Annotated in this window: 23 protein-coding genes, 1 tRNA gene and 1 pseudogene; 10 read left to right on the forward strand and 15 right to left on the reverse strand. The window is 73.6% G+C overall.

Features of this window, described 5'->3' with window-relative positions; genetic code table 11:
• Nucleotides 1-21 precede the first annotated feature (21 nt).
• The 3 genes from ACVCAH_RS11850 to ACVCAH_RS11860 form a co-directional block, all read right to left on the reverse strand.
• Entirely contained in the window at nucleotides 22-1170 is a 1149-nt protein-coding gene (locus ACVCAH_RS11850; RefSeq protein ID WP_447136132.1) for a branched-chain amino acid ABC transporter substrate-binding protein, read from the reverse strand.
• Between the two features lie 316 nt (nucleotides 1171-1486).
• Nucleotides 1487-2665: a hypothetical protein gene (locus ACVCAH_RS11855; RefSeq protein WP_447136133.1), complete on the reverse strand. Its 1179-nt coding sequence runs from the start codon at nucleotides 2663-2665 to the stop codon at nucleotides 1487-1489.
• Nucleotides 2666-2720: 55 nt separating this feature from the next.
• Nucleotides 2721-3341, reverse strand: coding sequence for an ANTAR domain-containing response regulator (locus ACVCAH_RS11860; RefSeq protein WP_447136134.1), 621 nt, complete (start codon nucleotides 3339-3341; stop codon nucleotides 2721-2723).
• A gap of 83 nt (nucleotides 3342-3424) precedes the next feature.
• Here ACVCAH_RS11860 and ACVCAH_RS11865 point away from each other — a divergent pair.
• The 4 genes from ACVCAH_RS11865 to ACVCAH_RS11880 all read left to right on the forward strand — a co-directional run bounded on the left by ACVCAH_RS11865 (nucleotide 3425) and on the right by ACVCAH_RS11880 (nucleotide 5040).
• A tRNA-Leu gene (locus ACVCAH_RS11865) sits at nucleotides 3425-3507 on the forward strand.
• A 31-nt stretch (nucleotides 3508-3538) separates the two neighbouring features.
• The gene (locus ACVCAH_RS11870) at nucleotides 3539-3988 is read left to right on the forward strand and encodes a hypothetical protein (protein ID WP_447136135.1); all 450 of its coding nucleotides are present in this window, start codon (nucleotides 3539-3541) and stop codon (nucleotides 3986-3988) included.
• Between the two features lie 105 nt (nucleotides 3989-4093).
• Nucleotides 4094-4288 (forward strand): hypothetical protein, encoded by a 195-nt coding sequence (locus ACVCAH_RS11875; protein WP_447136136.1) that lies wholly within the window; start codon nucleotides 4094-4096, stop codon nucleotides 4286-4288.
• Nucleotides 4289-4389: 101 nt separating this feature from the next.
• Nucleotides 4390-5040, forward strand: a complete 651-nt coding sequence (locus ACVCAH_RS11880) for an NAD-dependent epimerase/dehydratase family protein (protein WP_447136137.1) — start codon at nucleotides 4390-4392, stop codon at nucleotides 5038-5040.
• A gap of 40 nt (nucleotides 5041-5080) precedes the next feature.
• Here the strand turns inward: ACVCAH_RS11880 and ACVCAH_RS11885 are convergent, their stop codons facing one another.
• A complete protein-coding gene (locus ACVCAH_RS11885; RefSeq protein WP_447136138.1) occupies nucleotides 5081-6259 on the reverse strand; it encodes a trans-sulfuration enzyme family protein in 1179 nt (392 codons plus the stop codon).
• Nucleotides 6260-6342: 83 nt separating this feature from the next.
• Between ACVCAH_RS11885 and ACVCAH_RS11890 the strand changes: the two genes are divergently transcribed.
• Both ACVCAH_RS11890 and ACVCAH_RS11895 read left to right on the forward strand, forming a co-directional pair.
• Nucleotides 6343-6822: an Lrp/AsnC family transcriptional regulator gene (locus ACVCAH_RS11890; RefSeq protein ID WP_447136139.1), complete on the forward strand. Its 480-nt coding sequence runs from the start codon at nucleotides 6343-6345 to the stop codon at nucleotides 6820-6822.
• A gap of 46 nt (nucleotides 6823-6868) precedes the next feature.
• Nucleotides 6869-7873 carry an LLM class flavin-dependent oxidoreductase gene (locus tag ACVCAH_RS11895; protein ID WP_447136225.1) on the forward strand — a complete coding sequence of 335 codons (1005 nt, stop codon included), beginning with the start codon at nucleotides 6869-6871 and terminating at the stop codon, nucleotides 7871-7873.
• A gap of 349 nt (nucleotides 7874-8222) precedes the next feature.
• On the opposite strand, the gene ACVCAH_RS11900 is transcribed toward ACVCAH_RS11895, so the two are convergent.
• From ACVCAH_RS11900 to ACVCAH_RS11925, 6 genes are all read right to left on the reverse strand, one after another.
• A complete protein-coding gene (locus ACVCAH_RS11900) occupies nucleotides 8223-8693 on the reverse strand; it encodes an RrF2 family transcriptional regulator (protein WP_447136140.1) in 471 nt (156 codons plus the stop codon).
• Between the two features lie 81 nt (nucleotides 8694-8774).
• Nucleotides 8775-9659 carry an acyl-CoA thioesterase gene (locus ACVCAH_RS11905; protein WP_447136141.1) on the reverse strand — a complete coding sequence of 295 codons (885 nt, stop codon included), beginning with the start codon at nucleotides 9657-9659 and terminating at the stop codon, nucleotides 8775-8777.
• A complete protein-coding gene (gene pyk, locus ACVCAH_RS11910; protein WP_447136142.1) occupies nucleotides 9656-11104 on the reverse strand; it encodes a pyruvate kinase in 1449 nt (482 codons plus the stop codon). Before pyk ends, ACVCAH_RS11905 begins: the two co-directional genes overlap by 4 nt.
• Before the next feature lie 291 nt (nucleotides 11105-11395).
• Entirely contained in the window at nucleotides 11396-11761 is a 366-nt protein-coding gene (locus ACVCAH_RS11915; protein ID WP_447136143.1) for a YciI family protein, read from the reverse strand.
• A gap of 364 nt (nucleotides 11762-12125) precedes the next feature.
• Nucleotides 12126-12911, reverse strand: a complete 786-nt coding sequence (locus ACVCAH_RS11920) for a lipase family alpha/beta hydrolase (protein WP_447136144.1) — start codon at nucleotides 12909-12911, stop codon at nucleotides 12126-12128.
• A gap of 249 nt (nucleotides 12912-13160) precedes the next feature.
• Entirely contained in the window at nucleotides 13161-13736 is a 576-nt protein-coding gene (locus tag ACVCAH_RS11925; RefSeq protein ID WP_447136145.1) for a TetR/AcrR family transcriptional regulator, read from the reverse strand.
• Nucleotides 13737-13953: 217 nt separating this feature from the next.
• Between ACVCAH_RS11925 and ACVCAH_RS11930 the strand changes: the two genes are divergently transcribed.
• The 3 genes from ACVCAH_RS11930 (at nucleotide 13954) to ACVCAH_RS11940 (ending at nucleotide 16433) form a co-directional block, all read left to right on the forward strand.
• Nucleotides 13954-15414 (forward strand): MFS transporter, encoded by a 1461-nt coding sequence (locus ACVCAH_RS11930; RefSeq protein WP_447136146.1) that lies wholly within the window; start codon nucleotides 13954-13956, stop codon nucleotides 15412-15414.
• 83 nt (nucleotides 15415-15497) lie between these two features.
• Complete coding sequence (locus ACVCAH_RS11935) at nucleotides 15498-15986, forward strand: isochorismatase family protein (protein WP_447136147.1); 489 nt, start codon at nucleotides 15498-15500, stop codon at nucleotides 15984-15986.
• Nucleotides 15987-16004: 18 nt separating this feature from the next.
• Nucleotides 16005-16433, forward strand: coding sequence for a nitroreductase family deazaflavin-dependent oxidoreductase (locus ACVCAH_RS11940; RefSeq protein WP_447136148.1), 429 nt, complete (start codon nucleotides 16005-16007; stop codon nucleotides 16431-16433).
• 25 nt (nucleotides 16434-16458) lie between these two features.
• On the opposite strand, the gene ACVCAH_RS11945 is transcribed toward ACVCAH_RS11940, so the two are convergent.
• Nucleotides 16459-16677 (reverse strand): winged helix-turn-helix domain-containing protein, encoded by a 219-nt coding sequence (locus tag ACVCAH_RS11945; protein WP_302921664.1) that lies wholly within the window; start codon nucleotides 16675-16677, stop codon nucleotides 16459-16461.
• 250 nt (nucleotides 16678-16927) lie between these two features.
• On the opposite strand from ACVCAH_RS11945, the gene ACVCAH_RS11950 reads away from it, so the two are divergent.
• On the forward strand, nucleotides 16928-17182 hold the full coding sequence (locus ACVCAH_RS11950; RefSeq protein ID WP_447136149.1) for a hypothetical protein: 255 nt from the start codon (nucleotides 16928-16930) through the stop codon (nucleotides 17180-17182).
• On the opposite strand, the gene ACVCAH_RS11955 is transcribed toward ACVCAH_RS11950, so the two are convergent.
• The 4 genes and pseudogenes from ACVCAH_RS11955 to ACVCAH_RS11970 all read right to left on the reverse strand — a co-directional run.
• Nucleotides 17116-17736: a hypothetical protein gene (locus tag ACVCAH_RS11955; protein WP_447136150.1), complete on the reverse strand. Its 621-nt coding sequence runs from the start codon at nucleotides 17734-17736 to the stop codon at nucleotides 17116-17118. The two genes, ACVCAH_RS11950 and ACVCAH_RS11955, sit on opposite strands and share 67 nt — an antisense overlap.
• On the reverse strand, nucleotides 17736-19586 hold the full coding sequence (locus tag ACVCAH_RS11960; RefSeq protein WP_447136151.1) for an FtsK/SpoIIIE domain-containing protein: 1851 nt from the start codon (nucleotides 19584-19586) through the stop codon (nucleotides 17736-17738). Before ACVCAH_RS11960 ends, ACVCAH_RS11955 begins: the two co-directional genes overlap by 1 nt.
• 177 nt (nucleotides 19587-19763) lie before the next feature.
• A complete protein-coding gene (locus ACVCAH_RS11965; protein ID WP_447136152.1) occupies nucleotides 19764-22457 on the reverse strand; it encodes a hypothetical protein in 2694 nt (897 codons plus the stop codon).
• A gap of 120 nt (nucleotides 22458-22577) precedes the next feature.
• Nucleotides 22578-22706: pseudogene (locus ACVCAH_RS11970) on the reverse strand (lipase); the annotation flags it as partial.
• Between the last annotated feature and the right edge of the window lie 164 nt (nucleotides 22707-22870).

Below are 22870 nucleotides of genomic sequence, written 5' to 3' on the forward strand. Positions count from 1 at the left end.
GGCCGTACTCCAGTGCTGTCGTCAGCTGAGCTTGAGCTCCTGCAGCGGCTCGATCGCCGTGCCCTTGATCTGGTAGGCCCAGATGACGACCTTCGTCGGGTCGACGTCACCCTTGGCGTCGAACTTGATGTACTTCGACACGCCCTGCTTGTCGTACGCCTTCACGTAGGCCAGGATGTCGGCCCGGCTCTTCTTGCCGTCCTTGAAGGCGTCCAGGTAGATCTGCGCGGCGTCGAAGCCCTCCGCACCGTAGGAACCCGGCGCCTGGCCGTACTCCTTCTGGTAGTCGGCGGAGAAGGTGCCGCCGGCCTTGTCGGCCGGGAGGCACGGGCAGGTGATGATCGAACCCTCGGCGCCACCGGAGGCACCCTGCGGGAACGCCGGGTCGTAGAGACCGTCCGGGCCGACGAACTTGGCCTGGACACCGGCCGCGCGCATCTGCCGCACCAGCGGAGCGGCCTCACGGGTGTAACCGCCGTAGAAGACGAAGTCCGCCTGCGCCGCCTTGATCTTGGAGATGGTGGCGTCGAACTGCGACTGCCGCTCCTGGATCTTGTCGGTGGCGACGAGGGTCGGGCCGAGGGCCTTGCCCAGCTCGGCGGTGATACCCGCGCCGTAGGCGCTGCCGTCGTCGATCGCGAAGACCTTCTGCGCGTTCTGCGACTTCATGTAGACCGCCACCGCGGCAGCCTGCGTGCCGTCGTGGCCGACCACCCGGAAGAAGGACGTGTTGCCCTTCTGGGTGAGGTCGGTCCGGGTCGCCGACGGGGCCACCATCGCCAGGCCGGCGGCCTGGTAGATCGGCATGGTCGCGTCCGACTCACCGGAGAAGTGACCACCGATGACGCCGAGGAACGAGTTGTCACCGGCGATCTGGTTCGCGAACGGGGTGGCCACGGCGGGGTCACCCTGCGTGTCGAACTCCTGCATGGTGACCTTGCAGTCCGCGTTCTTCTCGTTGTGCTGCTTCACGGCGAGCTTCGCGCCGTTCAGCGACGGGATCACCAGACCCGCGTTGTCACCGGTGAACGCGCCGAAAATCGCGATCTTGCCGCCGCAGTCGCCGGACGCGGTGCCGCCCTCGCCACCAGAATCCTGGCATCCAGCTGCGGCAACCAGCGTCGCGGCGAGCGCGGCGGTGCCGAGCGCCCGTACATAGCTTCGCCTCACGGCTTCCTGACCTCCTCCAGATGCGGGCGTGACCGACCCCGACCAACGGGGACAGCATCAACCCGCAGTTCCACCCACCCCGCAGGGACGCCCCCTGCGTTACGGCTCGTGATGGCGGAGCGTACCCACACTCATACCGTCTCGGAAGGCCTAGAGCCGGGGTCTGCGAAACCGTTACGAAGACGCGCCAGATCCAACCAGTGCGCGTAACAGGTCAATCCCCTGACCGGTCCTTAGGCGGTTGGCTGTCCGCGGAGCGGGACGGCGCAAACCCCGGCAAGCCGGTCAGCACCGGTCGACCAGTGACCCGAATCGATCAGCCCGGCGCCGGCCCGGCGACCGCCCACCAGAGGGCGCCCCGGGTGCCGTCGTCCGCCGCCAGCCACCAGCGGTCCCCCGCCGCCACCAGGCTGACGTCCCGGTCCGCCCCGGCCGGCAGCTGCGTCGCGGGGACCACCTCGTGCCACGACCCGCCCCGGTCGGACGACGTCCAGACGCTGTGCCGCGCCCCGTCGGAGACCGCCGCCAGCAACCGCCCGCCGGACGCCACCAGCGCGCTCACCGACGGCACGCCACCCGGGCCGAGCTGGCCGAAACCGCCCGCCGCGACCCAGCCGCCGCCCGGTTCCTGCCACCACGCGCCGAACGACCGACCGCGCAACCCCACCGCGACCGCGGTGTCGCCGGCCAGCACCACCCGCTGCAACTCCTCGTAGTCGGCGCTACCCGGCAGGGTCGTCCGCTGCCAGGACCGCCCGTCCGGCGACGTCCAGACCGCCGGATCCCGGTCGATCCGACCCTTCGGCAGCACGCCGCCCACGGCCAGCCAGCCCTGCCGGCCGGCGACCGCGTCGAACGCCCAGCTCACCCCGCGGGCGTCGGAGGCCAGCTCCGGCGCGCCCTCGATGATCGCGAAGTCCGCCGCGTCCGGCGACACCCAGGCCGCCGCGCCGCTGGACCGGTTGCCCACGATCAACCACCCGGCCGGCCCGCCGGTCAGCCGCGACACGTTGACCGCCTTCGGCCCGCCGTACGTCTCGAACGACGCCGCCACCTCGATCAGCGCGCCGTCGCCGCGCTGCCGCCAGGTGCTCACCCGCGGATAGCCGTGCGCGCCGCCGACCTTCGCGCCCACCACGGCGGCCACCCCGTCGCGGCAGCCGACCGAATAGAGCACATTCTGCTTGCCGTAGAAGGAATCCGCGACGATCGGCAGCGTCCTCCACGACGAGCCGTCGCCGCTCGTCCAGGCCGCCGGCCGGGTCGCGCCGGCCGCGTCGGCCACCCCGCCCACCACGTACCACCGGCCGGCACAGGTGACCGCGTCGCGCAGCAGCAGCCGCCCCGGCGCGCCCGGCGGCGCCGGCAGGGTCAGCGGCTGCCAGGCCGGGCTGACCGGCTGGAGGTTGTCGCCGTCGTGCGCGGTGGACCGCTCGCAGCCGGCGAGCAGCACGGCGAGTACGCCGAGCACCGCCACCAGCCGCCGACCACGCATGGATCCGATGCTATCGATCACGGGGCCAGCGCGGTGCCCCCCGAACCGGCGTACCTCAGGAGGCCGGCTGGGCGACCTCGCCGCCGGCGGTCTCGGCGAGGATCCGCTCGGCGACCTCCTTCATGGTCATCCGGTGGTCCATCGCGGTGCGCTGGATCCACTTGAACGCCTGCGGCTCGGTCATCCCGTACGTCGTCATCAGCGCGCCCTTGGCCCGCTCGACGGTCTTGCGGATCTCCAACCGGTCGGTGAGGCCGGCGACCTCCGCCTCCAGCGCGGCGATCTCGGAGTAGCGGGAGAGCGCGATCTCGACCGCCGGCACCAGGTCGCTCTTCTGGAACGGCTTCACCAGGTAGGCCATCGCGCCGGCCGCCCGCGCCCGCTCCACCAGGTCACGCTGGCTGAACGCGGTCAGGATGATCACCGGGGCGATCCGAGCGCCGGCGATCCGCTCGGCGGCGGCCAGGCCATCCATGATCGGCATCTTGATGTCGAGGATGACCAGATCCGGCTTGAGTTCCTCGGCGAGCCGGACGGCGGTCTCGCCGTCACCGGCCTCCCCCACCACCTCGTAGCCCTCTTCGGCCAGCATCTCGGCGAGGTCCAGCCGGATGAGCGCCTCGTCCTCGGCGATCAGTACCCGCCTGCGCTCGGCATCCGTCTGCGTCTCGGCCACGAGCCCTACCCCCACCATCGATCTCGGCACGGCTACCACCCATGCTCCCGCACGAGCGTAGTCGGGTACAGTAAGCGGCACTCGCCGGGATGGTGGAACGGCATACACGGAAGTCTCAAACACTTCTGCCCGAAAGGGCTTGCGGGTTCGAATCCCGCTCCCGGCACCTTGTCATACACCTGTTCGATGATGCGAGGGTGCATCCACCCCATTTTCGAGCGCGCGCCCGCGCTCTCCACGCGCGTGGTGACAACATCCAGTCGGTAGCGCGCACCCTCTCCCTTGCCTACGCGACTGTCTGGCACTGGTGTGTCGACCGGCCCGAGCCTGCTGTCGTCGGCACCGCGCTGCGGTGCTTTCGCTGCTCCCCCGCCGTCGACAATCCGACAGATCCCGCCGCCTACGCCTACCTGCTCGGCCTCTACCTCGGAGACGGACATCTGGTCACGTCCGCCCGGGTGCCGGTCCTGCGGATCTACTGCAGTGACACCTGGCCTGATCTGATCACGGCGTGCGACGAGGCCATGCGGGAAGTGTTGGCCACGAAGGTCCAACGTGTGCAGAAGCAGGGGTGCGTAGCCGTCCAGAGCTCCGGCACACACTGGCCATGCCTGCTCCCGCAGCACGGTCCGGGCAAGAAGCACTAGCGGCCGATCGTCCTCGACGATTGGCAGCGGGAGATCCTCGTTTCGCAGCCTGGTCAATTCCTACGCGGGCTGTTCCACTCCGACGGTTGCCGGGTCAGTAACCGGGTGACCGTCCGTGGCAGGAAGTACGTCTACCCGCGCTACATGTTCGCCAACGAGTCGGCCGACATCATGGGCCTCTGCCAGTGGGCGCTGGACCTGCTCGGCATAGCCTGGCGGATGAACCGCCGCAACTCGCTCTCGGTGGCCCGCCGGGAGGCCGTGGCCGCCCTCGACCGCCACGTCGGCCCGAAGTCCTGAGGCGCAACCCGTAGTATTCGCCGGCCGGGTGCAGTCGACGGACCGGCGCGGATCGGGTACCAGACGCAGCCCGGGCAACCGGGAGGAACGAGGGCGGACCGGTGCGGGTCGTCATCTTCGGTGCCACCGGCATGGTCGGGCAGGGCGTGCTCCGCGAGTGCCTGCTCGCCGACGACGTGCGAAGCGTGCTGGTGATCGGGCGGACGCCCACCGGCCAGCAGCATCCGAAGCTGCACGAGATCCGGCACGGGGACTTCGCCGACCTCGACCCGCTCCGGGCGGAACTGGCCGGGGTGGATGCCTGCTTCTACTGCCTGGGGGTCTCCTCGCTGGGCCTGGACGAGGCGGCGTACACCCGGGTCAGCTACGACTACCCGGTGGCGGCGGCGCGGCTGTTCGCCGAGGTCAGCCCGGATGTCACGTTCGTCTATGTCTCCGGCGTCGGCACCGACCCGACCGGCCGGGGCCGGGTGATGTGGGCGCGGGTCAAGGGCCGCACCGAGAACGCCGTCCTCGACCTGCTGCCGAACGGCTGTGCGGCCCGGCCCGGCTTCATCCAGCCGACCCACGGGGTGGTGTCGAAGACCCGCTGGTACCGGCTGGGGTACGCGGTCACCCGTCCGCTCTTCCCGCTACTGCGCCGGCTGGTCCCGAATCAGGTCACCACCACCGACCGGCTCGGCCGGTCGATGCTGCGGGTGGCCCGGCAGGGCTCGCCCCGGCGGGTGCTGACCAACCGGGACCTGACCTGACCGACGGTCACCCACCGCGACGGGCGGGTCGGCGGCGCGGTCAGCCCAGTTCGGCCAGCGCCCGCGCCAGGTCGTCGCGCAGGTCCTCCGGGTCCTCCAGCCCGACCGAGATTCGCAGCAGGCCGCCGGCCGGCTTGGCCTCCCCCGCCACCGGGCGGTGGGTCAGCGAGGCCGGGTGCTGGATGAGCGTGTCCACCCCGCCCAGCGAGACCGCGTGGGTGATCAGCCGGCAGGCCCCGGCGACGGCGGCGGCTGCGGGCGCGCCGCCGCGTACCTCGAAGGCGAGCAGGCTGCCGGTGCCGCTCAACTGCCGGCCGACGAGCCCGGCGGGGTCGTGCAGCGAGGGGTGGTGCACGCGGGCGACGCCGGGGTGCTCGGCGAGCCAGCCGGCGAGCTTCTCCGCCCCGGCCTGCTGGGCGCGGACCCGCACGGGCAGGGTCTGCAGGCCGCGGTGCAGCAGGTAGCCGCCGAGCGGGTGCAGGATCGCGCCGGTGAGGGCGCGTACCTGGCGCAGCCGGGTGGCCCAGTCGGTGTCGCAGGCGAGGACGCCGGCGAGGACGTCGCCGTGGCCGCCGATGCTCTTGGTGGCGCTGTGCAGGACGAGCGCGGCGCCGTGCCGGGCGGGCTGCTGGAGCACCGGGGTGGCGACGGTGTTGTCGACGAGCAGCGGCACGTCGCCGGCGGCGTCGGCGAGCGCGGCGATGTCGAGCAGGTCGAGGGTGGGGTTGGCCGGGGTCTCGGCGACGACGAGGGCGGTGTCCGGGCGGAGCGCGGCGGCGACGTGGTCGGCGGTCGCCCAGGTGACGGTGGTGCCCAGCAGCCCGGTGGCGAGGACGTGGTCGGTGCCGCCGTAGAGGGGGCGGACGGCGACGACGTGGCGGCGCCCGTCGGAGGTGGCGGCGAGCAGGGTGGCGGTGAGGGCGGCCATCCCGCTGGCGAAGGCGACGGCCTCGGCGGTGCCTTCGAGGGTGGCCAGGGCGGTCTCGAAGCGGGCCACCGTGGGGTTCCACAGTCGCTGGTAGACGGCGCTGGCGCCGGGCGGGAGGGTGCCGCCGGTGGCCAGCGTCTCGTACGCGTCGCCGCCGGCGTCGACCGACGGCAGCGGGTTGGTGGTGGAGAGGTCGATCGGCGGGACGTGGACGCCGAGGCCGGCGAGGTCGTCGCGGCCGGCGTGCACGGCTCGGGTGTCCACGGTCGTCATGGGGGGAGCATCGAACATCACGCCGATCGGTAGCAATACTTCCGCAGATGATTCGGGAAATGCCCTTGGTGCGTCGTACTGATTCGATGGAGGATGGCTCCATGGCCCTTGTAGCGAATGATGTGCGGCGGTTCGCGGCGCTGGACGACGTCGACCGCGCGATCCTGGCCGAGTTGACCGCGGACGGCCGGCTGCCGAACAACGCCCTGGCCGAGCGGGTCGGGGTGGCGCCGTCGACCTGCCTGGCCCGTACCCGGGCGCTGCGGGAGTGCGGGGCGATCCGGGGTTTCCACGCGGAGGTGGATCCGGCGGCGGTGGGGCTGCCGCTGCAGGCGTTGGTGTCGGTACGGCTCACCGCGCACGAGCGGCCGGTGGTGGACGCGTTCCGGGCCCGCTCGGTGCGCCTGCCCGGGGTGGTGTCGGTGTTCCACGTGGCCGGTGCGGACGACTACGTGCTGCATGTGCGGGCGGCGTCGGCGGACGCGTTGCGGGATTTCGTGCTGGACCATCTGGCGGTGGATCCGGCGGTGCAGCACACCCAGACCAGCCTCATCTTCGAGCAGGCGCGCGGGGTGGGTTGAGTCGCTCCGGGGAACAAATCCGGCGGGGTGCGGGTTGGCCAGGCGTGTGATCGACGTACCGCTCTCCGTTCTTGATCTTGCTCCGGTCGCGGCCGGCGCCACCGCCGGCGAGGCCCTCCGGCACACCACCGAGCTGGCCCGGCGTACCGAGGAGCTGGGTTACCACCGGTTCTGGGTGGCCGAGCACCACAACATGCCGGCGATCGCCTCGTCGGCGCCGGCGGTGCTGCTCGCCCACCTGGCCGCGCACACCGGCACGATCCGGCTCGGTTCTGGCGGGGTGATGCTGCCCAACCACGCGCCGCTGGTGGTGGCCGAGCAGTTCGGCACCCTGGAGGCGTTGCACCCGGGCCGGATCGACCTGGGCATCGGCCGGGCGCCGGGCACCGACCAGGTGACCGCGCTGGCGCTGCGCCGGACCATGGAGGGGCTGTCGGCCGAGGGTTTCCCCCGCGAGTTGGCCGACCTGATGAACTACTTCAGCGGCGAGCGGCCCGGCCCGATCACCGCCACTCCCGGTCGGGGCCAGCAGCCGGCGATCTGGCTGCTCGGCTCCAGCGGGTTCAGCGCCCAGTTGGCCGGCCTGCTCGGGTTGCCGTTCTCCTTCGCGCACCACTTCAGCGCGCAGCACACCCTGCCCGCTCTGGCGCTGTACCGGCAGAGCTTCCGGCCGTCGCGCTGGCTGGAGCGGCCGTACGCGATGGTGGCGGTGAACGCGGTCTGCGCGGACACCGACGAGCGGGCCGAGTGGCTGGCCGGGCCGAGCGGGCTGTCGTTCCTCAAGCTGCGCTCGGGTCGCCCGGAGCCGCTGGCCACGCCGGACGAGGCGGCGGCCTACCCGTACACCGAGGTCGAGCGGGAGTTCGTCGCGCAGCGCCGGGAGGGGCAGGCGATGGGCTCGCCGGAGACGGTACGCCGGCAGTTGACCGACCTGCTGGCCCGTACCGGCGCGGACGAGCTGATGCTCACCACGCTGGTCTACGACGTCGACGACCGGGTCCGGTCGTACGAGCTGATCGCCGAGCAGGTGGCCGGCGGCCTGCGCCGCTGAAACACGATCTTCACGTCGGCGTCACCCTGGGGACGCGGAGCGTACCTAACGTTGGTGCCGGTGGTGGTACGGCATTTCCGGTCGGGACGGGTCGGGAATGCCGCGGTGTGGCGCACCGGGCCGCGGCTGTGCGGATTCCGCGGCCGCGGCCCGGTGCCTGCCGCCTGCGCCGCCGACCCCGCGTGACCGGGCCGGCGGGCTGGGCTCAGCGCAGGTGGATGTCCGGCGCCGGCGGGGTCGCGATGCCGTCGCCGAGGAAGAACCCCGGGTGCGGGGACGCCGGGGTCAAGCCTCTGCTCGGTCAATGAGACATCGCCCCGCCCGCGGGGCCCGGGAACGGGGAGCGGGATCAGGTCCAGGCGCGCGGGTCGGCGACCAGCTCGGTGATCCGCCCGGGCAGCGTGCCGCCGGCCACGTCGGCCACGGTGACCAGTTCGAGGATCTCCCGTTCGCTGGCCCGCAGGGCGATCCAGACGTCCTGCAGCGCGCGCGCCGCGCCGTGGTAGCCGAGCTCCTCCGGGCGCTGCCCGCGGACGTGCGCCAGCGGACCGTCGATCACCCGGATCACCTCGGCCAGCGAGATCTCCGCCGCCGGACGGGCCAGCCAGTAGCCGCCCTCGGGGCCGCGCTGGGCCTGCACGATGCCGCCCCGGCGCAGTTGCAGCAGGATGCTCTCCAGGAACTTCGGCGGGATCTCCTGGGCGCGGGCGATCTGTTCGGCGGTGACCGGCCGGCCCCGCCCGAGCCCGGCGCCACCGGTCACCGAGGCGAGCTCGACGACCGCTCGGAGGGCGTAGTCGACCCGGGCGGAGAGACGCATGCCGGCAAGGTTAGCCGGCCGGTCACCCCGCCCGGACGATCACCCCTCGGCCGAACGGCCGGACGCGGCGCGCGGCCCGGTTCACGCCCCGACGCGGCGCAGCAGGCCCTCCTGGACGGCGCTGGCGATCTGCCGGCCGTCGCGGGTGAACATCCGGCCGGTGGCCAGACCCCGGGCGCCCGACGCGGACGGGCTCCAGCAGTCGTAGAGGAACCACTCGTCGGCGCGGAACGGCCGGTGGAACCAGAGCGCGTGGTCCAGGCTGGCGCCCACCACCCCGCCCGGGCCCCAGACCTCGCCGTGCACGGAGAGCACCGAGTCCAGCAGGGTCAGGTCGGAGGCGTAGGCCAGCGCGCAGGCGTGCAGCAGCGGGTCGTCGGGCAGCTTGCCGTCGATGCGCATCCAGACCCGCTGGTGCGGGTCGGCGGGCCGGTCACCGGGGCGTACCCAGCCGGGCTCGCCGACGTAGCGCACGTCGATCGGGCGCGGGATCTGCCCCCAGATGCCGAGCCGCTCCGGGTAGCGGGAGAGCCGGTCGGTCATGGTCGGGACGTCGTCCGGGCCGGGCACGTCCGCCGGGAGCGGGGCGTGGTGGTCCAGCCCCTCCTCGGCCCGCTGGAACGAGGCCGACATGAAGAAGATCGGCTTGTCGTGCTGGAGCGCGACGCAGCGGCGCACCGAGAAGGAGCGGCCGTCGCGGATGTTCTCCACCTCGTAGGCGATCGGCTCGACCGGGTCGCCGGCCCGCACGAAGTAGCCGTGCAGCGAGTGCACGGTGCGCTCCGGGTCGACCGTCCGGCCGGCGGCGACCAGCGCCTGACCGGCGACCTGGCCGCCGTACACCCGCTGCGGGCCGACCGGCGGGCTGATCCCCCGGAAGCTCATCTCGCCGGTCGGGGTGAGGTCGAGGACCTCCAGCAGCTGGTCGACGGCGGCCTGGCCGACCACGGCGTCGCCGGTGGTCACTGCAGCGCCCGCGCGGACGCCACGTCGACCAGCGACCCGAGCTGGTGTACGCGCAGCGTGTTGGTCGAGCCGGGGGTGCCGGGCGGGCTGCCGGCGACGATCACCACGTAGTCGCCGGGGTTGGCCCGGTTGAGGCCGAGCAGCGCCTGGTCGACCTGGCGGAACATGTCGTCGGTGTGCTCGACGAACGGCATCAGGAAGGTCTCCACGCCCCAGGAGAGCGCCAGCTGGTTGCGCACCTCGGGCACCGGGGTGAAGGCCAGCAGCGGCAGGTCGCAGTGCAGCCGGCTGAGCCGCCGCACCGTGTCGCCGGTCTGCGAGAACGCGACCAGCGCCTTGGCGCTGATCGCCCGGGCGATCGAGGAGGCGGCGACGGTGAGCGCGCCACCGTGGGTACGCGGGTCGTGCTGCAGCCGGGGCACCCCGATCGAGCCGGACTCGGTGGTGGTGACGATCTTGGCCATCGTGCTGACGGTCAGCACCGGGTACTTGCCGACGCTGGTCTCGCCGGAGAGCATCACCGCGTCGGCGCCGTCGAGCACGGCGTTGGCGACGTCGGAGGCCTCCGCCCGGGTCGGCCGGGAATTCTCGATCATGGAGTCGAGCATCTGGGTGGCCACGATGACCGGCTTGGCGTTCTCCCGGCACAGCTGCACGGCGCGCTTCTGCACCAGCGGGACCTGGTCCAGCGGCAGCTCCACGCCGAGGTCGCCGCGGGCGACCATGACCCCGTCGAAGGCCAGCACGATCGCCTCGAGGTGGTCGACCGCCTCCGGCTTCTCGACCTTGGCCAGCACCGGCCGGTGCACCCCGACCTCGGCCATGATCCCGTGTACCAGCTTGATGTCGTCGGCGGAGCGGACGAAGGAGAGAGCGACCAGGTCGACCCCGAGGCCGAGGGCGAAGCGCAGGTCCTCGGCGTCCTTCTCGGAGAGGGCCGGCACGCTGACCGCCACGTTGGGCAGCGACACGCCCTTGTTGTTGGAGACCGGGCCGCCCTCGGTGACCAGGACGCGGATGTCGTTGCCGGTGACGTCGGTGACCTCCACGGCCACCCGGCCGTCGTCGATCAGCAGCCGGTCGCCGGGCTTGACCTCCTGCGGCAGCTTCCGGTAGGTGCAGGAGACCCGGTCCTTGCTGCCGAGCACCTCGTCACCGGTGATCACCACCGAGTCGCCGGTGCGCCACTCGTGCGGGCCCTCGGCGAACCGGCCCAGCCGGATCTTGGGCCCCTGGAGGTCGGCCAGCACCGCCACCGGCCGCCCGGCCGCGTCGGCCGCCTCGCGGACCAGCCGGTACACCGCCTCGTGGTCTTCGTGGCTGCCGTGGCTGAAGTTGAGTCTCGCCACGTTCATGCCCGCCTCGACGAGCCCCCGGATCCGTTCCGGCGACGAGGTGGCAGGACCAAGAGTGCAGACGATCTTCGCGCGGCGTGTCACGCCCATCAGGCTAGTCTCTCCTCCGGGTCGCACTTCGGGCCGACCCCTTGCGGGACTGCGGAACAAATTGTCCAACGACGCGCGATCCGCGCGCAGCCGGCGGGCGGAACCCGCGCCGGGAACGTTGAGGTGGCGGGCATCGGCGACCGCGCGCCGGGAATCGTACGCCCCCACCGCGGACCGGCACCCGGGTGCTCCCACCGGCGGCCGACTCGACGTCGGGGGTGGTGGCGGAGGGCACCGGGCACCGGCCGGGCACCGTCGCCATGACGACAGCCACCAATGGATCCGCCCCGCTCAGCTCTCCGTCTTGGCCAGCGGAAACTCCAGCGAACCGGCCGGGCAGAGGAAGGTCATCACGTCCACCCGGTAGAGCCCCGCCTGCACCGCCGGGTCGGCCTCCATGACGCTGCGCACGTCGTCGACCGAGCCGGTGCGGGCCAGGCCGAAGCCGATCGGCGGTTCCGGGTTGCGGGCCGGGCCGTCCACCGAGCCGGCGACCAGGATGATCCCCCGCCGCTGCAGCGCCTGCATGTGCTCGCCGTGCTCGGACTGCAACCGCTGGACCGTCTCCGCCGGCAGCGCCCGCCCGGCCGCGCCGGGATACAGCACGATGCACTCGTACGTGTCGAGCGCGAAGTCGACCTGCGGCACTCCGGCCATGACGCCCCCCTGCTCCGCCGGATCTCGCTAACCTGCGCCCAGCGTGCCACGCGCGGTCGCGGCCCGCGGTCGCTCGGGCCAACTGACGCCCGCTGACGGGTGACCGCGGGAGCCGGCGGCCCGTGGCGACGGACCGCCCGGGCCCGCCGGCAGGTCGGCTGACCCGGGTGCGCCGGACGACTACCGGGGACGGTCCGGTCACGGTCCGGTCATCGGAGGTCGCGGATGGACGATCGGGCGCGGACGCACTGGCGGCGGCCGCGACCTTCACCGTGCACGAGGACCACGACTGATGGGAAGCGACGGCTGACCAAGGCGGTCTGACCGGGCGGGCGGGGACAGCCCCGCCCGCCCGGCGGCCGGGCTAGACCGCGAAGCAGTTCGGGCGGACCGGGGCGTCGGCCAGCGCGCCCCGGATCACCGTGTACGTGGTGCCGTCGAGCACCAGCCCGAGGTGGCCGACCACTCGCAGCGGGCAGTACGACTGGATCAGCACGTTGGTCGAACCGTCGTTGAGCAGCGCGTTGTCCACCGGCCGGACCAGTTCGTCCTGGAGCGTCCGGACAGTGGTGTACCGGAGCGTGCCGGGGGTGTCGTCGCCGGCGTTGAGGTCGGCGAGGAAGGCCGAGCCGATGGACATCTGCTGGCAGGCGACCACGCCGGCGCAGCTGCCGAGGCCGAGGAACTTCAGGATGTTGGCCACGTAGGTGCCGTACTGGGGCGAGCCGAGGCTGACGTAGCGGGCGACGGCGCCGGTGCCGCCCAGCCGCTTGAGGTAGTAGCGGGAGACGAGCCCGCCCTCGGAGTGGCCGACGAGGTCCACTCTGGCCGCGCCGGTGGCGGCGCGGACCTGCTCGACGTACCCGGCGAAGGAGCGGGCGGAGGCGGGAATGTCGCCGAGCCCGAGGCCGGGCAACTGGTAGATGAAGACCCGGTGCCCGTCGCCGCGCAGTCGGGCGGCGAGCGGCTCGTAGGCGACGGCGACCCCGCTGAGGCCGCCGACGACGATCACCGGGTTGGCGGCGGCGGTGGCGGTGGCGGCGGGTGGGGCGTCCGCCCGGTCCGGCGCCGCGACGGCGGCGGTGGCCGGGACGAGCAGGGTGGCGGCGGTGGCGAGGGCGGCGGCGGTGGCGATCTTTCGGAGCAGCATGGCTGCACCTCCGACGGGAGGCACCCGGCGAACCGGGGAGACGGGTGGGGTGTCCGATCGACCGTGGGACGATGATGCGCGCCACAATCTAGAAACGTCAATGTATAGTTACGCGCCGGTAACCCGTTGTTCCGCGAAGCATGCAATCCGGCATTTCGCCGAGCGAATCTCCACAAGGGAGCGCGGCTTTCTCCCGCCCGGCAACGGTCTGCGCGCCGGGGACGCCGGCGGGCGGCGGGCGGCGGGCGGTCAGCCGATCGGCTGCCGGAGGCCGTCGAGGGCGATGCCGAGCACCCGGTCGCGCTGCTCCGGGGCGGTGAACTGGGCCATGGTGAGGCCGCTGATCAGCCGCAGCACGTCGTCGAAGGAGACGTCCGGCCGCACCACGCCGGCGCTCTGCGCCCGGCGCAGCATCGGCTCGCCGGCCGCGTAGATCTCGACCCGGCAGGTCCGGAAGACCTCGGAGTCGTGCACCAGTTCCTCGGCGAGCGCCCGCTTGGTGGCCACGTAGCCGACGAACCGGTGCAGCCAGGCGACCAGCGCGTCCCACGGCGGCAGGTCGGCGAGGTCGGCCGCGGAGCGGGAGAGCGCCTGGACCTCGTCGACGTAGACCGCCTCGAACAGGTCACGCCGGGTCGGGAAGTGCCGGTAGAGGGTGCCGATGCCGACCTTGGCCCGCCGGGCGACCTCCTCCAGCGAGGCGCCCGCGCCGCACTCGGCGAACACCTCGCGGGCGGCGACGACCAGCGCGTCGTAGTTTCGCCGGGCGTCGGCCCGTTTGGGGCGCCGCGCGAAGACCGCCGGCACCTGTTCACCGCTGGTCATGGCGCAGGTCACCCCTCGTTGGTTGCATCCGGAGGCATCCCTCCGCTAGCTTAATGGAGGCACCCCTCCGGAACTGACCGGAGCCGTGCCTCCGGATAGCGTACTCCGGCTCCCCGGCCCGATCCCGGCGCGCGGCGATCGACGGCCCACAGACCACCACCACGCCGGGCGGCCACCGTCGCCGGCGCCCGTACCTCAAAGTCTTGGAGTCCCAACCGTGGCAGTGACACCCCGACGCGGCTCGCGTCGGCTGACCTTCCTCGTCCTCGCCGCCGGTGCCGGGTTCTTCGCGATGCTCCAGTCGCTGATCACCCCGGTGCTGCCCACCATCCAGCACGACCTGCACACCTCACAGAACACCGTCACCTGGGTGCTGACCGCCTACCTGCTCTCGGCGGCGATCTTCACGCCGATCCTCGGCCGGGTCGGCGACATGGTCGGCAAGGGGCGGATGCTCGTCGTCTCCCTCGTCGCGCTGGCCGTCGGCTGCCTGCTCGCGGCGGTCGCACCGAGCATCGGCGTGCTGATCGTCGCCCGGGTCGTCCAGGGCATCGGCGGCGCGGTGTTCCCCCTCTCGTTCGGCATCATCCGCGACGAGTTCCCCGCCGCGCGGGTGTCCTCGGCCGTCGGCGTCATCTCCGCGATCATCGCCGCCGGCAGCGGCGTGGGCGTGGTGCTGGCCGGGCCGATCGTCGCCGCGCTCGACTACCGCTGGCTGTTCTGGATCCCGATGGTGATCGTCGGGCTGACCGCGCTGGCCGCGCACCTGCTGGTGCCCGAGTCGCCGGTGCGCACCCCGGGCCGGATCAACTGGCTCGCCACGGTGCTGCTCTCCGCCGGGCTGGTGGCGCTGCTGCTGCCGATCAGCAAGGCGACCACCTGGGGCTGGACCTCCGCCCCGGTGCTCGGCCTGCTGGCGCTCGCTGCCGCGCTGCTGGCCGGCTGGCTGGTGGCGGAGGTCCGCTCCGACAACCCGCTGATCGACATGCGGATGATGCGCCTGCCCTCGGTCTGGACGACCAACCTGGCCGCCCTGCTCTACGGCGGGTCGATGATGGCCGTCTTCGCGTTCCTGCCGCAGTTCGCGCAGACCCCCACCGTGGCCGGCTACGGCTTCGGCTCCAGCATCACCGAGGCCGGGCTGCTGATGCTGCCGATGCTGGTCACCATGTTCCTGGCCGGCGTGGTCAGCGGCCGCCTGGAGGCCCGGTTCAGCGCCAAGGCCCAGCTGGTCAGCGGCGCCGCGGTCAGCGCCGTGGCGCTCACCGTGCTGACCCTCGCGCACGACACCCGCTGGCAGGTCGCGCTCGTCGCCGGGCTCTTCGGCCTCGGCATCGGGCTGGCCTTCGCCTCGATGGCCAACCTGGTGGTGCAGAACGTCCCGGCCCGGCAGACCGGCGTGGCCTCGGGGATGAACGCCAACATCCGTACCATCGGCGGCGCGGTCGGCGCGGCGGTGGTCAGCGGCATCATCACCGCCCACCCGCAGGCCAACGGGCTGCCCCGGGAGGCCGGCTTCACCCTCGGCTTCCTGGTCCTCACCGTCCTGTCGCTGGCCGCCATGGCGGCGGCGCTGGCCGTCCCGTCCGGCCGCCGACGCCACCGGGCCGAGGCGGCGGCCGCCCCGGGCGTCCCGGCCGGCGCGGACGAGCTGGTGCCGGTCCCGGCGTCGCAGTAGCTCACCCGGGCCACGTGCCCCGGAGTCGGCCCCGGTCCCCGCGTCCCGCGAGGGGCCGGGGCCGGCGGCATATGATCATCAGCGTGACCCGCGCGCTCGTGCTGATCGACCTGATGCCCCGGATCATCGCCCTCGACCTGGCGCCGCACACCGGCGCCGAGGTCCTCGACCGGGGCCGGCGGCTCGCCGCCGCCTTCCGGGGCGCCGGCGAGCCGGTGGTGCAGGTCCGGGTCGAGCGGCCGGGCGTCGCCGAGCAGCCGCCCGGCAGCGATTTCGCCGAGGACCTGGTCGCGCCGGGCGACCTCACGGTGGTCAAGCGGACCGTGGGCGCCTTCCACGGCACCGACCTGGACGAGCAGCTGCGCCGGCGCGGGGTCGACACTGTCGTGCTCGCCGGGCTGGTGACCACGATGGGCGTCGAGTCGACCGCCCGGGCGGCCAGCGACCACGGCTACGACCTGGAGTTCGTGGCGGACGCGATGTCCGGCTTCGCCGCCGACGAGCACGACTTCGCGATCAGCCGGATCTTTCCCCGGTTTGGCGCCGTCCGGGTCACCGCCGATTACCGCTGAGACGGCTACCCTGACCCGATGGCCGAGACCATCGAGGACAGCCCCGTCGGGTGGGTCGCCAGCCACGTGCGGCGCTACCTGGCCACCGACGGCGCCGACGGCGGGAAGTACCACGGCTACGACGCCCTGCTGCTCACCACCCGGGGGCGCCGCTCCGGCACGCTGCGCCGCACCGCGCTGATCTACGGCCGCGACGGTGACCGCTACCTGCTGGTCGCCTCGAACGGCGGGGCGCAGCGGCACCCCAACTGGTACCTGAACCTGTGCGCGGACCCCGAGGTGCGGGTGCAGGTCGGCGCGGAGACGTTCGCGGCCCGGGCGCGCACCGCCACCGGCGAGGAGCGGCCCCGGCTGTGGCGGCTGATGACCGAGGTCTTCCCGACGTACGCCCGCTACCAGCAGCAGACCGACCGCGAGATCCCCGTGGTGGTCATCGAGCAGGTCTGACCGCCACTCCGGTCAGCGGCGAGCCTCACCTTTCGGCGACGAAGACACCGACGCCCGGCACGCCCACCACCAGGCCCTCGGCCTTGAGGGTCAACATCGCGTTCCGCACGACGATCGCGGAGACGCTGTGGATCTGGCAGAGCTGCGAGGTGGAGGGCAGCTTCTCTCCGGGCGACAACTCGCCCGAGGCGATCTGCTTGCGGATGTGCTCGGCAAGCTCAACCCACTTGGGGCTCGGCGGCATGGCGGTACTCCCTGGTCAGCACCGCCATTTGACCACTGCTCATCTTGTTATCGCAAGTGATAGCTTGACTGCGATAGCTTGCTATCCTAGGCTCCGAACTGACCGGCTCCCTGGTCAGCACCCGCGGAGTTGGTCCTTCCCCACCGCGCAGAGCGCCCGGGCGGCCGACCCGAACGGCCGGCCGGGCGTGCCGTGGCCTGCCCACATCGCCCCAGTCAGCAGCAAGGAGACCCCGGACAGGAGCGCACCCGTGGACGACCTCCCCCGCCACGATCGCGATGGCACACCGCCGCCGGACGGCAGCCACCCGGATCGCGCCGGCCCGGACGACGCCACCACTCCCCTGGCGTCCGACGAGGACATCGCCGACGCCGACGACATCCTGTTCTGCCATCCGCCCCGGGTGGTGACCCGCTGGCTCTGCGGCTGCGGCGAGGACTACCCGTGTCCCGACGTGCGCTTCGCCCGGCTGGTCAAGACCGCCCGGGTGAGAACCGCCCGGTGATTGCCGCCGGGAGCCGGCATCGCCGGCCTCCCCCACCGCCGCAGCGCCAGCCACCCGGCGACCAGCACGGCGGCGGGCAGCCCGGCCCACAGCCACCCGTAGCCGAGTACCTCGACTCCGGCGGCGAGCACGATGCCGACCATGACCAGCGCCCCGACTCCGGCGGCAGCCAGGTGGACGACGGCCGCCCGGGCGATCGGCGACCAGCCCGGCAGCAGCGCCGGCCGCTGGGCCAGCAGTTCGGCCTGGTGGCCGTACCGGTCCGCCTCGTCGGCGTAGCGCCGGGCCAGCTCCAGCGCGACCACCGGGTCGACCTCGGCCGGCCGCGGCTCCGGCAGCGCTGCGGAACCCACGGCCGGCGGGGTGGCGGGTGGCTGCCCGGTCGCGCGGCCGAGCTGGTCGAGGCGCTCGCCCTGGGCGGTGAGCCGGCGGTCCAGGTAGTCGGCGGTGGCGGGCAGGTTTCGCCGGCGCTCGGCGTCGCCGTCCCGCTCGGGCGCCCGGCGCTGTTCGGCCAGTTGCCGGGCCAGCGCCGCGTACTCGGCGAAGGTGGACATCAGCCCTCCCCGTCCGGCTCGTGCCCGTCACCGGTGAACGGCACGATCAACCGGGTGCGCTGGTCGTGCCGGTCGACCAGCAGCGCCCGGTCGGGCCGGGGCGAATAGGCGAGGTCGGGCACCCCGAGGTACGGCCCCAGCTCGGCGCCGGGCACGTCCAGCGCGACCAGGCAGGCGATGTCGTCGGGCTGCCGCGCGGCGCCGAGGTCGTCGGCGAGTCGGAGCAGGTCCCGCCACCAACCGAGCAGGTGTACGCCGTGGCCGGGCCCCTGGCGCAGCAGGGCCCGCAGGTCGTCGTGGCCGGTGCGGGAGGTCTCCGGGTCGGCGGTAGCCAGCGCTGCGCTCGCGGCGTCCGCACCGAACACCACCAGGTAGGTGCGGCCGGTGACCTCGGCAACCGCCTCCGCGGCAGCGTGATCGGACGCCGGGGACCGCGCGGCGAGGGCGGCGAGGTGTGTGCGCCGCCCGGCGGCGTCGAGCCGGTCGACCGGATGGCCGGCCGCCGCCAGCGTGGCGGCGGTGTCGTCGGCGGCCGGGTCGGCGGTGGCGACCAGCGGGGCGAGCAGGAACCGGGCGTCGCCCGGGGCGTGCTGCCGGGCGAGGCTCAGGGTGGCCGCGCGCAGCACCGCCGCGCCGGCGGCCGCGCCGCTGACCACGGCGAGGTGCCGGCCGGGGGTGGTGTCCATGATGAACAGCGCGGACGTACCGTCCACGTCGACGGTCCGGCCGACCAGCGCCAGCGGACGCCGCCCGCCCGGCCGCAGCCCGGCGAACGTGGCGTCGTCCTCGACCCGCGCGGTCGCGTACCCCTCGAAGACCGACGGCGGGCGCGCGCCGGCCGGGCGGGCCTGCCACAGCTCGCGGTGCAGCCGGGCCAGCTCACCGCCGGCGGCGTGCGCGTCGGGGAACCGGAGGACGGTGTCCGTACCGGCCGCGGTGCTGAGCACGGCCGAGCCGATCGGCAGGGTGTCCGCCCGGTCGTCGCCCGGGTCGAGCACCCCGCCGCCACCCGGCAGCGCCACTCGGAGCGGAAGCCGCCGGAGGACCGCCTCGGCCCGGCCCGGCAGCGCGGCGGTCGGGCTCGGACCGGCCAGCACCAGGTGCACCCCGGACGAGCCGTTCGCGCCGACCAGTTCGGCCAGCAGGTCGACAGCCTCGTCGGCCAGCGCGTCGTCCCCGGCCAGCAGCAGGTCGAACCCGTCGACCACCGCGACGATCCGGGGCAGCGGGGTGTCCCGGGGCAGGTCCGCCAGCCGGGCGACGCCGTGCCGCCGCACCGTCGCGGCGCGCCGGGGCAGCTCGCGGTGCAGGTCGCGCAGCACGGCCAGGCCGTACTCCCGGTCGGGCTCGACGCCGACCGCGCGGATGTGCGGCAACCAGCCGGGCTCCCCGGCGGTGGGCACGAGGTCGCCGAAGCCCACCCGGCCGGTGAAGTCGAGCAGGTAGAGCTGAAGGTCGGCCGGGGCGTAGCGGGCGGCCAGGCCGTGCACGACGCCGCGCAGGAAGGACGTCCGGCCGGCGCCGGCGGGCCCGGCGACCAGCCAATGCGGGGTGGCGTCGTCGAGCCCGGCGGTGACGGGTTCCGTGCCGGCCCGGCCGACCACGGTACGCAGCCCACCGGCCGCCGAGCCGGTCCAGTGCCGCTCGGGTAGCAGGTCGGCGACGCTCACCGCCACAGTCGAGGGCGCGCCGAGGCGCTCGGCGAGCGCGGCCACCTCGGCGGCCGGCGGGTCGCCGTCGAGCAGCACCGGGGCGGCAAGCCCGCTGCCGTCGGCGCTGAACGGCGCGTCGGGTGGGTCGCCGACGTGGGCGTACCGCTCGGCCAGCCGGACCTGGGTGGTGGCGGCCAACGTGGCCGGCGGATCGCCCGGCGGCGGGAACCGGCCGGTCCGACGTGTCCAGCGCCCGGCGGGCGGCGTCGAGGTGCGCCCGGGCGGCCCGGTGGGCGGCGACCGCCTGCCCGTACGCCGACGCGAGCCCGCCCATCCACCGCTCCCGTCGCCGGCGCCCCTGGTCCCTGCGAAGACCTAACTGACCTGGGGCGTCACGGTTGCGCACGGGGCCGGTGTCGGCTCGTCGGCAGTGCCACACCGGTAGACCTCCACCGGCTCGGCGGTCACCTCGGGCACCCGCTCGACCCGCATCAGGGAGATCCGCTTCTCCACCGGCTCGCCCGAGTCCGGGGTGTACCGGATCAACCCCGCCACGCCGCGGTGGCCCGCCCCGGCGTTCTGTCGCAGCACCTCGGCGTGCACGCCGATCGGGTTGATCGACGCCGGGTTCCAGCGCTGCCGGGGGTCGGCGTGGTGCAGCCGGGCGGCCAGGCTCTCCACCGCCCGGATCATCATCATCGCCGCGTCGTAGGCCAGGCTCACCCGCTCGCCGACCTGCTCCGGGCGCTCCGGCCGGCAGCGCGGCGGGTCGAGCAGGTCGTCGGCCTGGATCCAGGTCAGGAAGGTGGCCCGGGCCTCGTCGCGCCGGTCCTGGGCGGCGCGCAGCGCGGCGCAGGTGCCGAGCGCAGCCTTGGAGACGTAGGTGACCGGCAGGTTGCCCGGGGCGGCGGCCCGCAGGCCGGGGTTGGCCATGTAGCGGTTGACCGAGTCGTCACCGACCAGGTGCCGGGGCGGATTGTCCCCACACTCGCGCAGCGCCCGCAGGAAGCCGTCGAACTCCGACCAGCGGCCGGCGTAGAAGAGCAGGCCCTGGTAGCCGCACTCGGCGGTGAGCCGCCGACCGGTGCGCCACTCGTCGAGCCGGGTGATCCGGGTGCCGAAGCGCTGCCGGAGCCCCTCGACCAGGGTCTGGACGTAGAGGTCCTCCGCCAGCGAGCTGTACTCCCCGGTGGTCCAGTAGACGTGCGCCTCGTTGACCTTGAGCACCTGCGAGGCGTACGCCTCGACCATCCGCGCCTGGTCGTCGTTGGGCGCGGAAATCTGCAGGTAGAGCCGGGAGTTGGCGTCGATCCGGTCGGCGGACAGCGTCGGGGCGAGCACCGGCAGCCCGATCCGGTTGAGTTCGCGCAGCGCCCGGGCGGTGCTGGCGCGGCTGTCCACCAGGCCGACCACGCCGAGCACCGTGGGGTCGTCGCGGGCCAGCTCGGCCAGCATGGCCACCGCCCGGTCGGCGTGGCGCATCTGCCGGCCGCCGTTGGCCACCACAATCCGCAGCAGCGCCGCGCCGTCCGCCCCGGCGGACTCCTTCAGCAGCGCGTACTGCGCGGTCGCCATCCCCTCCAGCTCCTCGCGTTCGGAGACGTAGGACTCCTCGTCCGCCCGGGTCCGGTTGCCGGTGAGGGTGCCCAGGTAGACCAGGGTGAGGTAGGGCCGGCGCCGGTCGCTGCGCTGCCAGACCTCCTCGGCGGCCCGGTTCTGCGCGAAGATCCGCTCCTGGATGGTGCGCAGCCGCTGCTGGCCGGGGTCGTTGTTGAACACCTGGGCGGCGCTGTCGCTGTAGCCGACGCACTCCCCGTCGACCAGTTGCACCGACACCCGCCCGCCGCTGATCGACGGGTGGCAGCCCGGCCCCCACCGGGTGCTCACCCAGGCGCCGGCCCCGGCCAGCAGCACCAGGCAGACCGCCGCGGGCAGGAAGCGCCGGGACCACCACGGCGGCTCCGGGGCGGCGAAGGGTCGCACCCCGCCGCGCGGCGGCGGGCCGCTCTCGGTGGCGTCCGGCCGCAGCACGACCAGCCAGGCCGCCGCCCGGCGCAGCCGGCGCATCTCCGGCAGCGCCTCGGCCCATTCGTCGTACGCCTCGTCGGCCTCGTCGAGCGGGTGCGGCTCGGACAGTTCCGGCGGCGGCTGGTCGCCGGCCGCCACGACCAGCAACGGATCGTTGCGGCCGGTCTCGTTGCGGACGTCGTTGACCAGCCGGACCAGGACGTGGCCGACGGTGCCGGGTGCGACGTGGTCGACCAGCAGCACCGGGTACGCGGTGCGCCGCCAGTCGGCGGGGCGCCACAGTCGGCGCCGGTACGCCTGCCGCAGGTCCTCCAGGAACGCGTGCAGCAGCAGCTTGTTCACCTGGTCGGGCTGCTCGCCGTCGCGCCAGCCGGCGGTGAGCCGCTCGGCGAAGCCGAGGAACGTCGTCGACTGCCGGGGCGCGAGGTACTGCTGGCGCATGAACCAGCGGTAGTGCCGCCCGACCAGCGGCACCCGCCCGGAGACGGCCACCCGGAACACCGCCCCGGGCACCGCGCGGCGGACCAGCCAGAGCAGCACCTGGGAGACGATCGCGGTGGCGTCCCCGCCCGCGGGCACCGGCTCCCCGGCGGTCCGGGCGCCGCGCCGGTCGCGCAGCCGGCGCACCAGCGCCGCCCGGCCGTCCTCGGTGTCCACGCCGAAGGTGAGGCTCTGGTGCATCAGCCAGTCGGCGAGCGGATAGTGGCGGAAGCGCAGCCGGGCGGCGCCGAACGCCTCCAGGGAGAGCTGCCGGTGCAGCTCCCGCAGCAGGGTGGGCACGTCGACGCCGGCCGGCTGGGTGGCCAGGTCGAGCATGGCGTGCGGGACGCGGCGACGCTGGCCCTGGCTGAGGAAGCGGCGCAGCAGCGCCATCAGGTCGGGGGTGTCGGGGGTGCGGACCAGCCAGAGCAGCGGCAGCCGGCGGTCGCCGCGGCGTGGCCGGCGCAGCAGGCGCGCGAGCAGGGCGAGGAACTCCAGCCCGCCGGCCGGGACCCGGTCCCGGGACGGCGGTGACTGCTTCTGACCGGTCAACTCCCGCATGGATACCCCCCGATCGTGGCGGGCCGTGTCCGTCCGATCCACCCAGTGTCCCTGCCGTCGGCAAGCGACGGCGACTGGCGCTCTGCTGTGGAGCGTCGGCCGCTGTCGCGCCGACGCGTCTCAGCCGGTGACCGCGGTCAATGCCGGGAGGTAACCGTACCGGTAGCCGTCGGCATCCGGGTGGTACGCCTCGATCACCCCGCTGACGTCGCGGATCCACGGATCGGCGCCGCAGACGTCGTGCCCAGCGGAGCACGGCCCATGGCGGCTGGCCGGATTCGCCCGGCGTGAGCAGGGTACGAGTGGTCGGTGAGTCCTCATGATCGCCGGTCAGGCGTTGCCCGGTCGCGGGTCGATCGCGGTGCTGAACAGGTGAAGGGCACCGCGGCTCGGATTCGAGGTCGAAGCGGTCA

This window comes from Micromonospora sp. LZ34 (genome assembly GCF_052981855.1).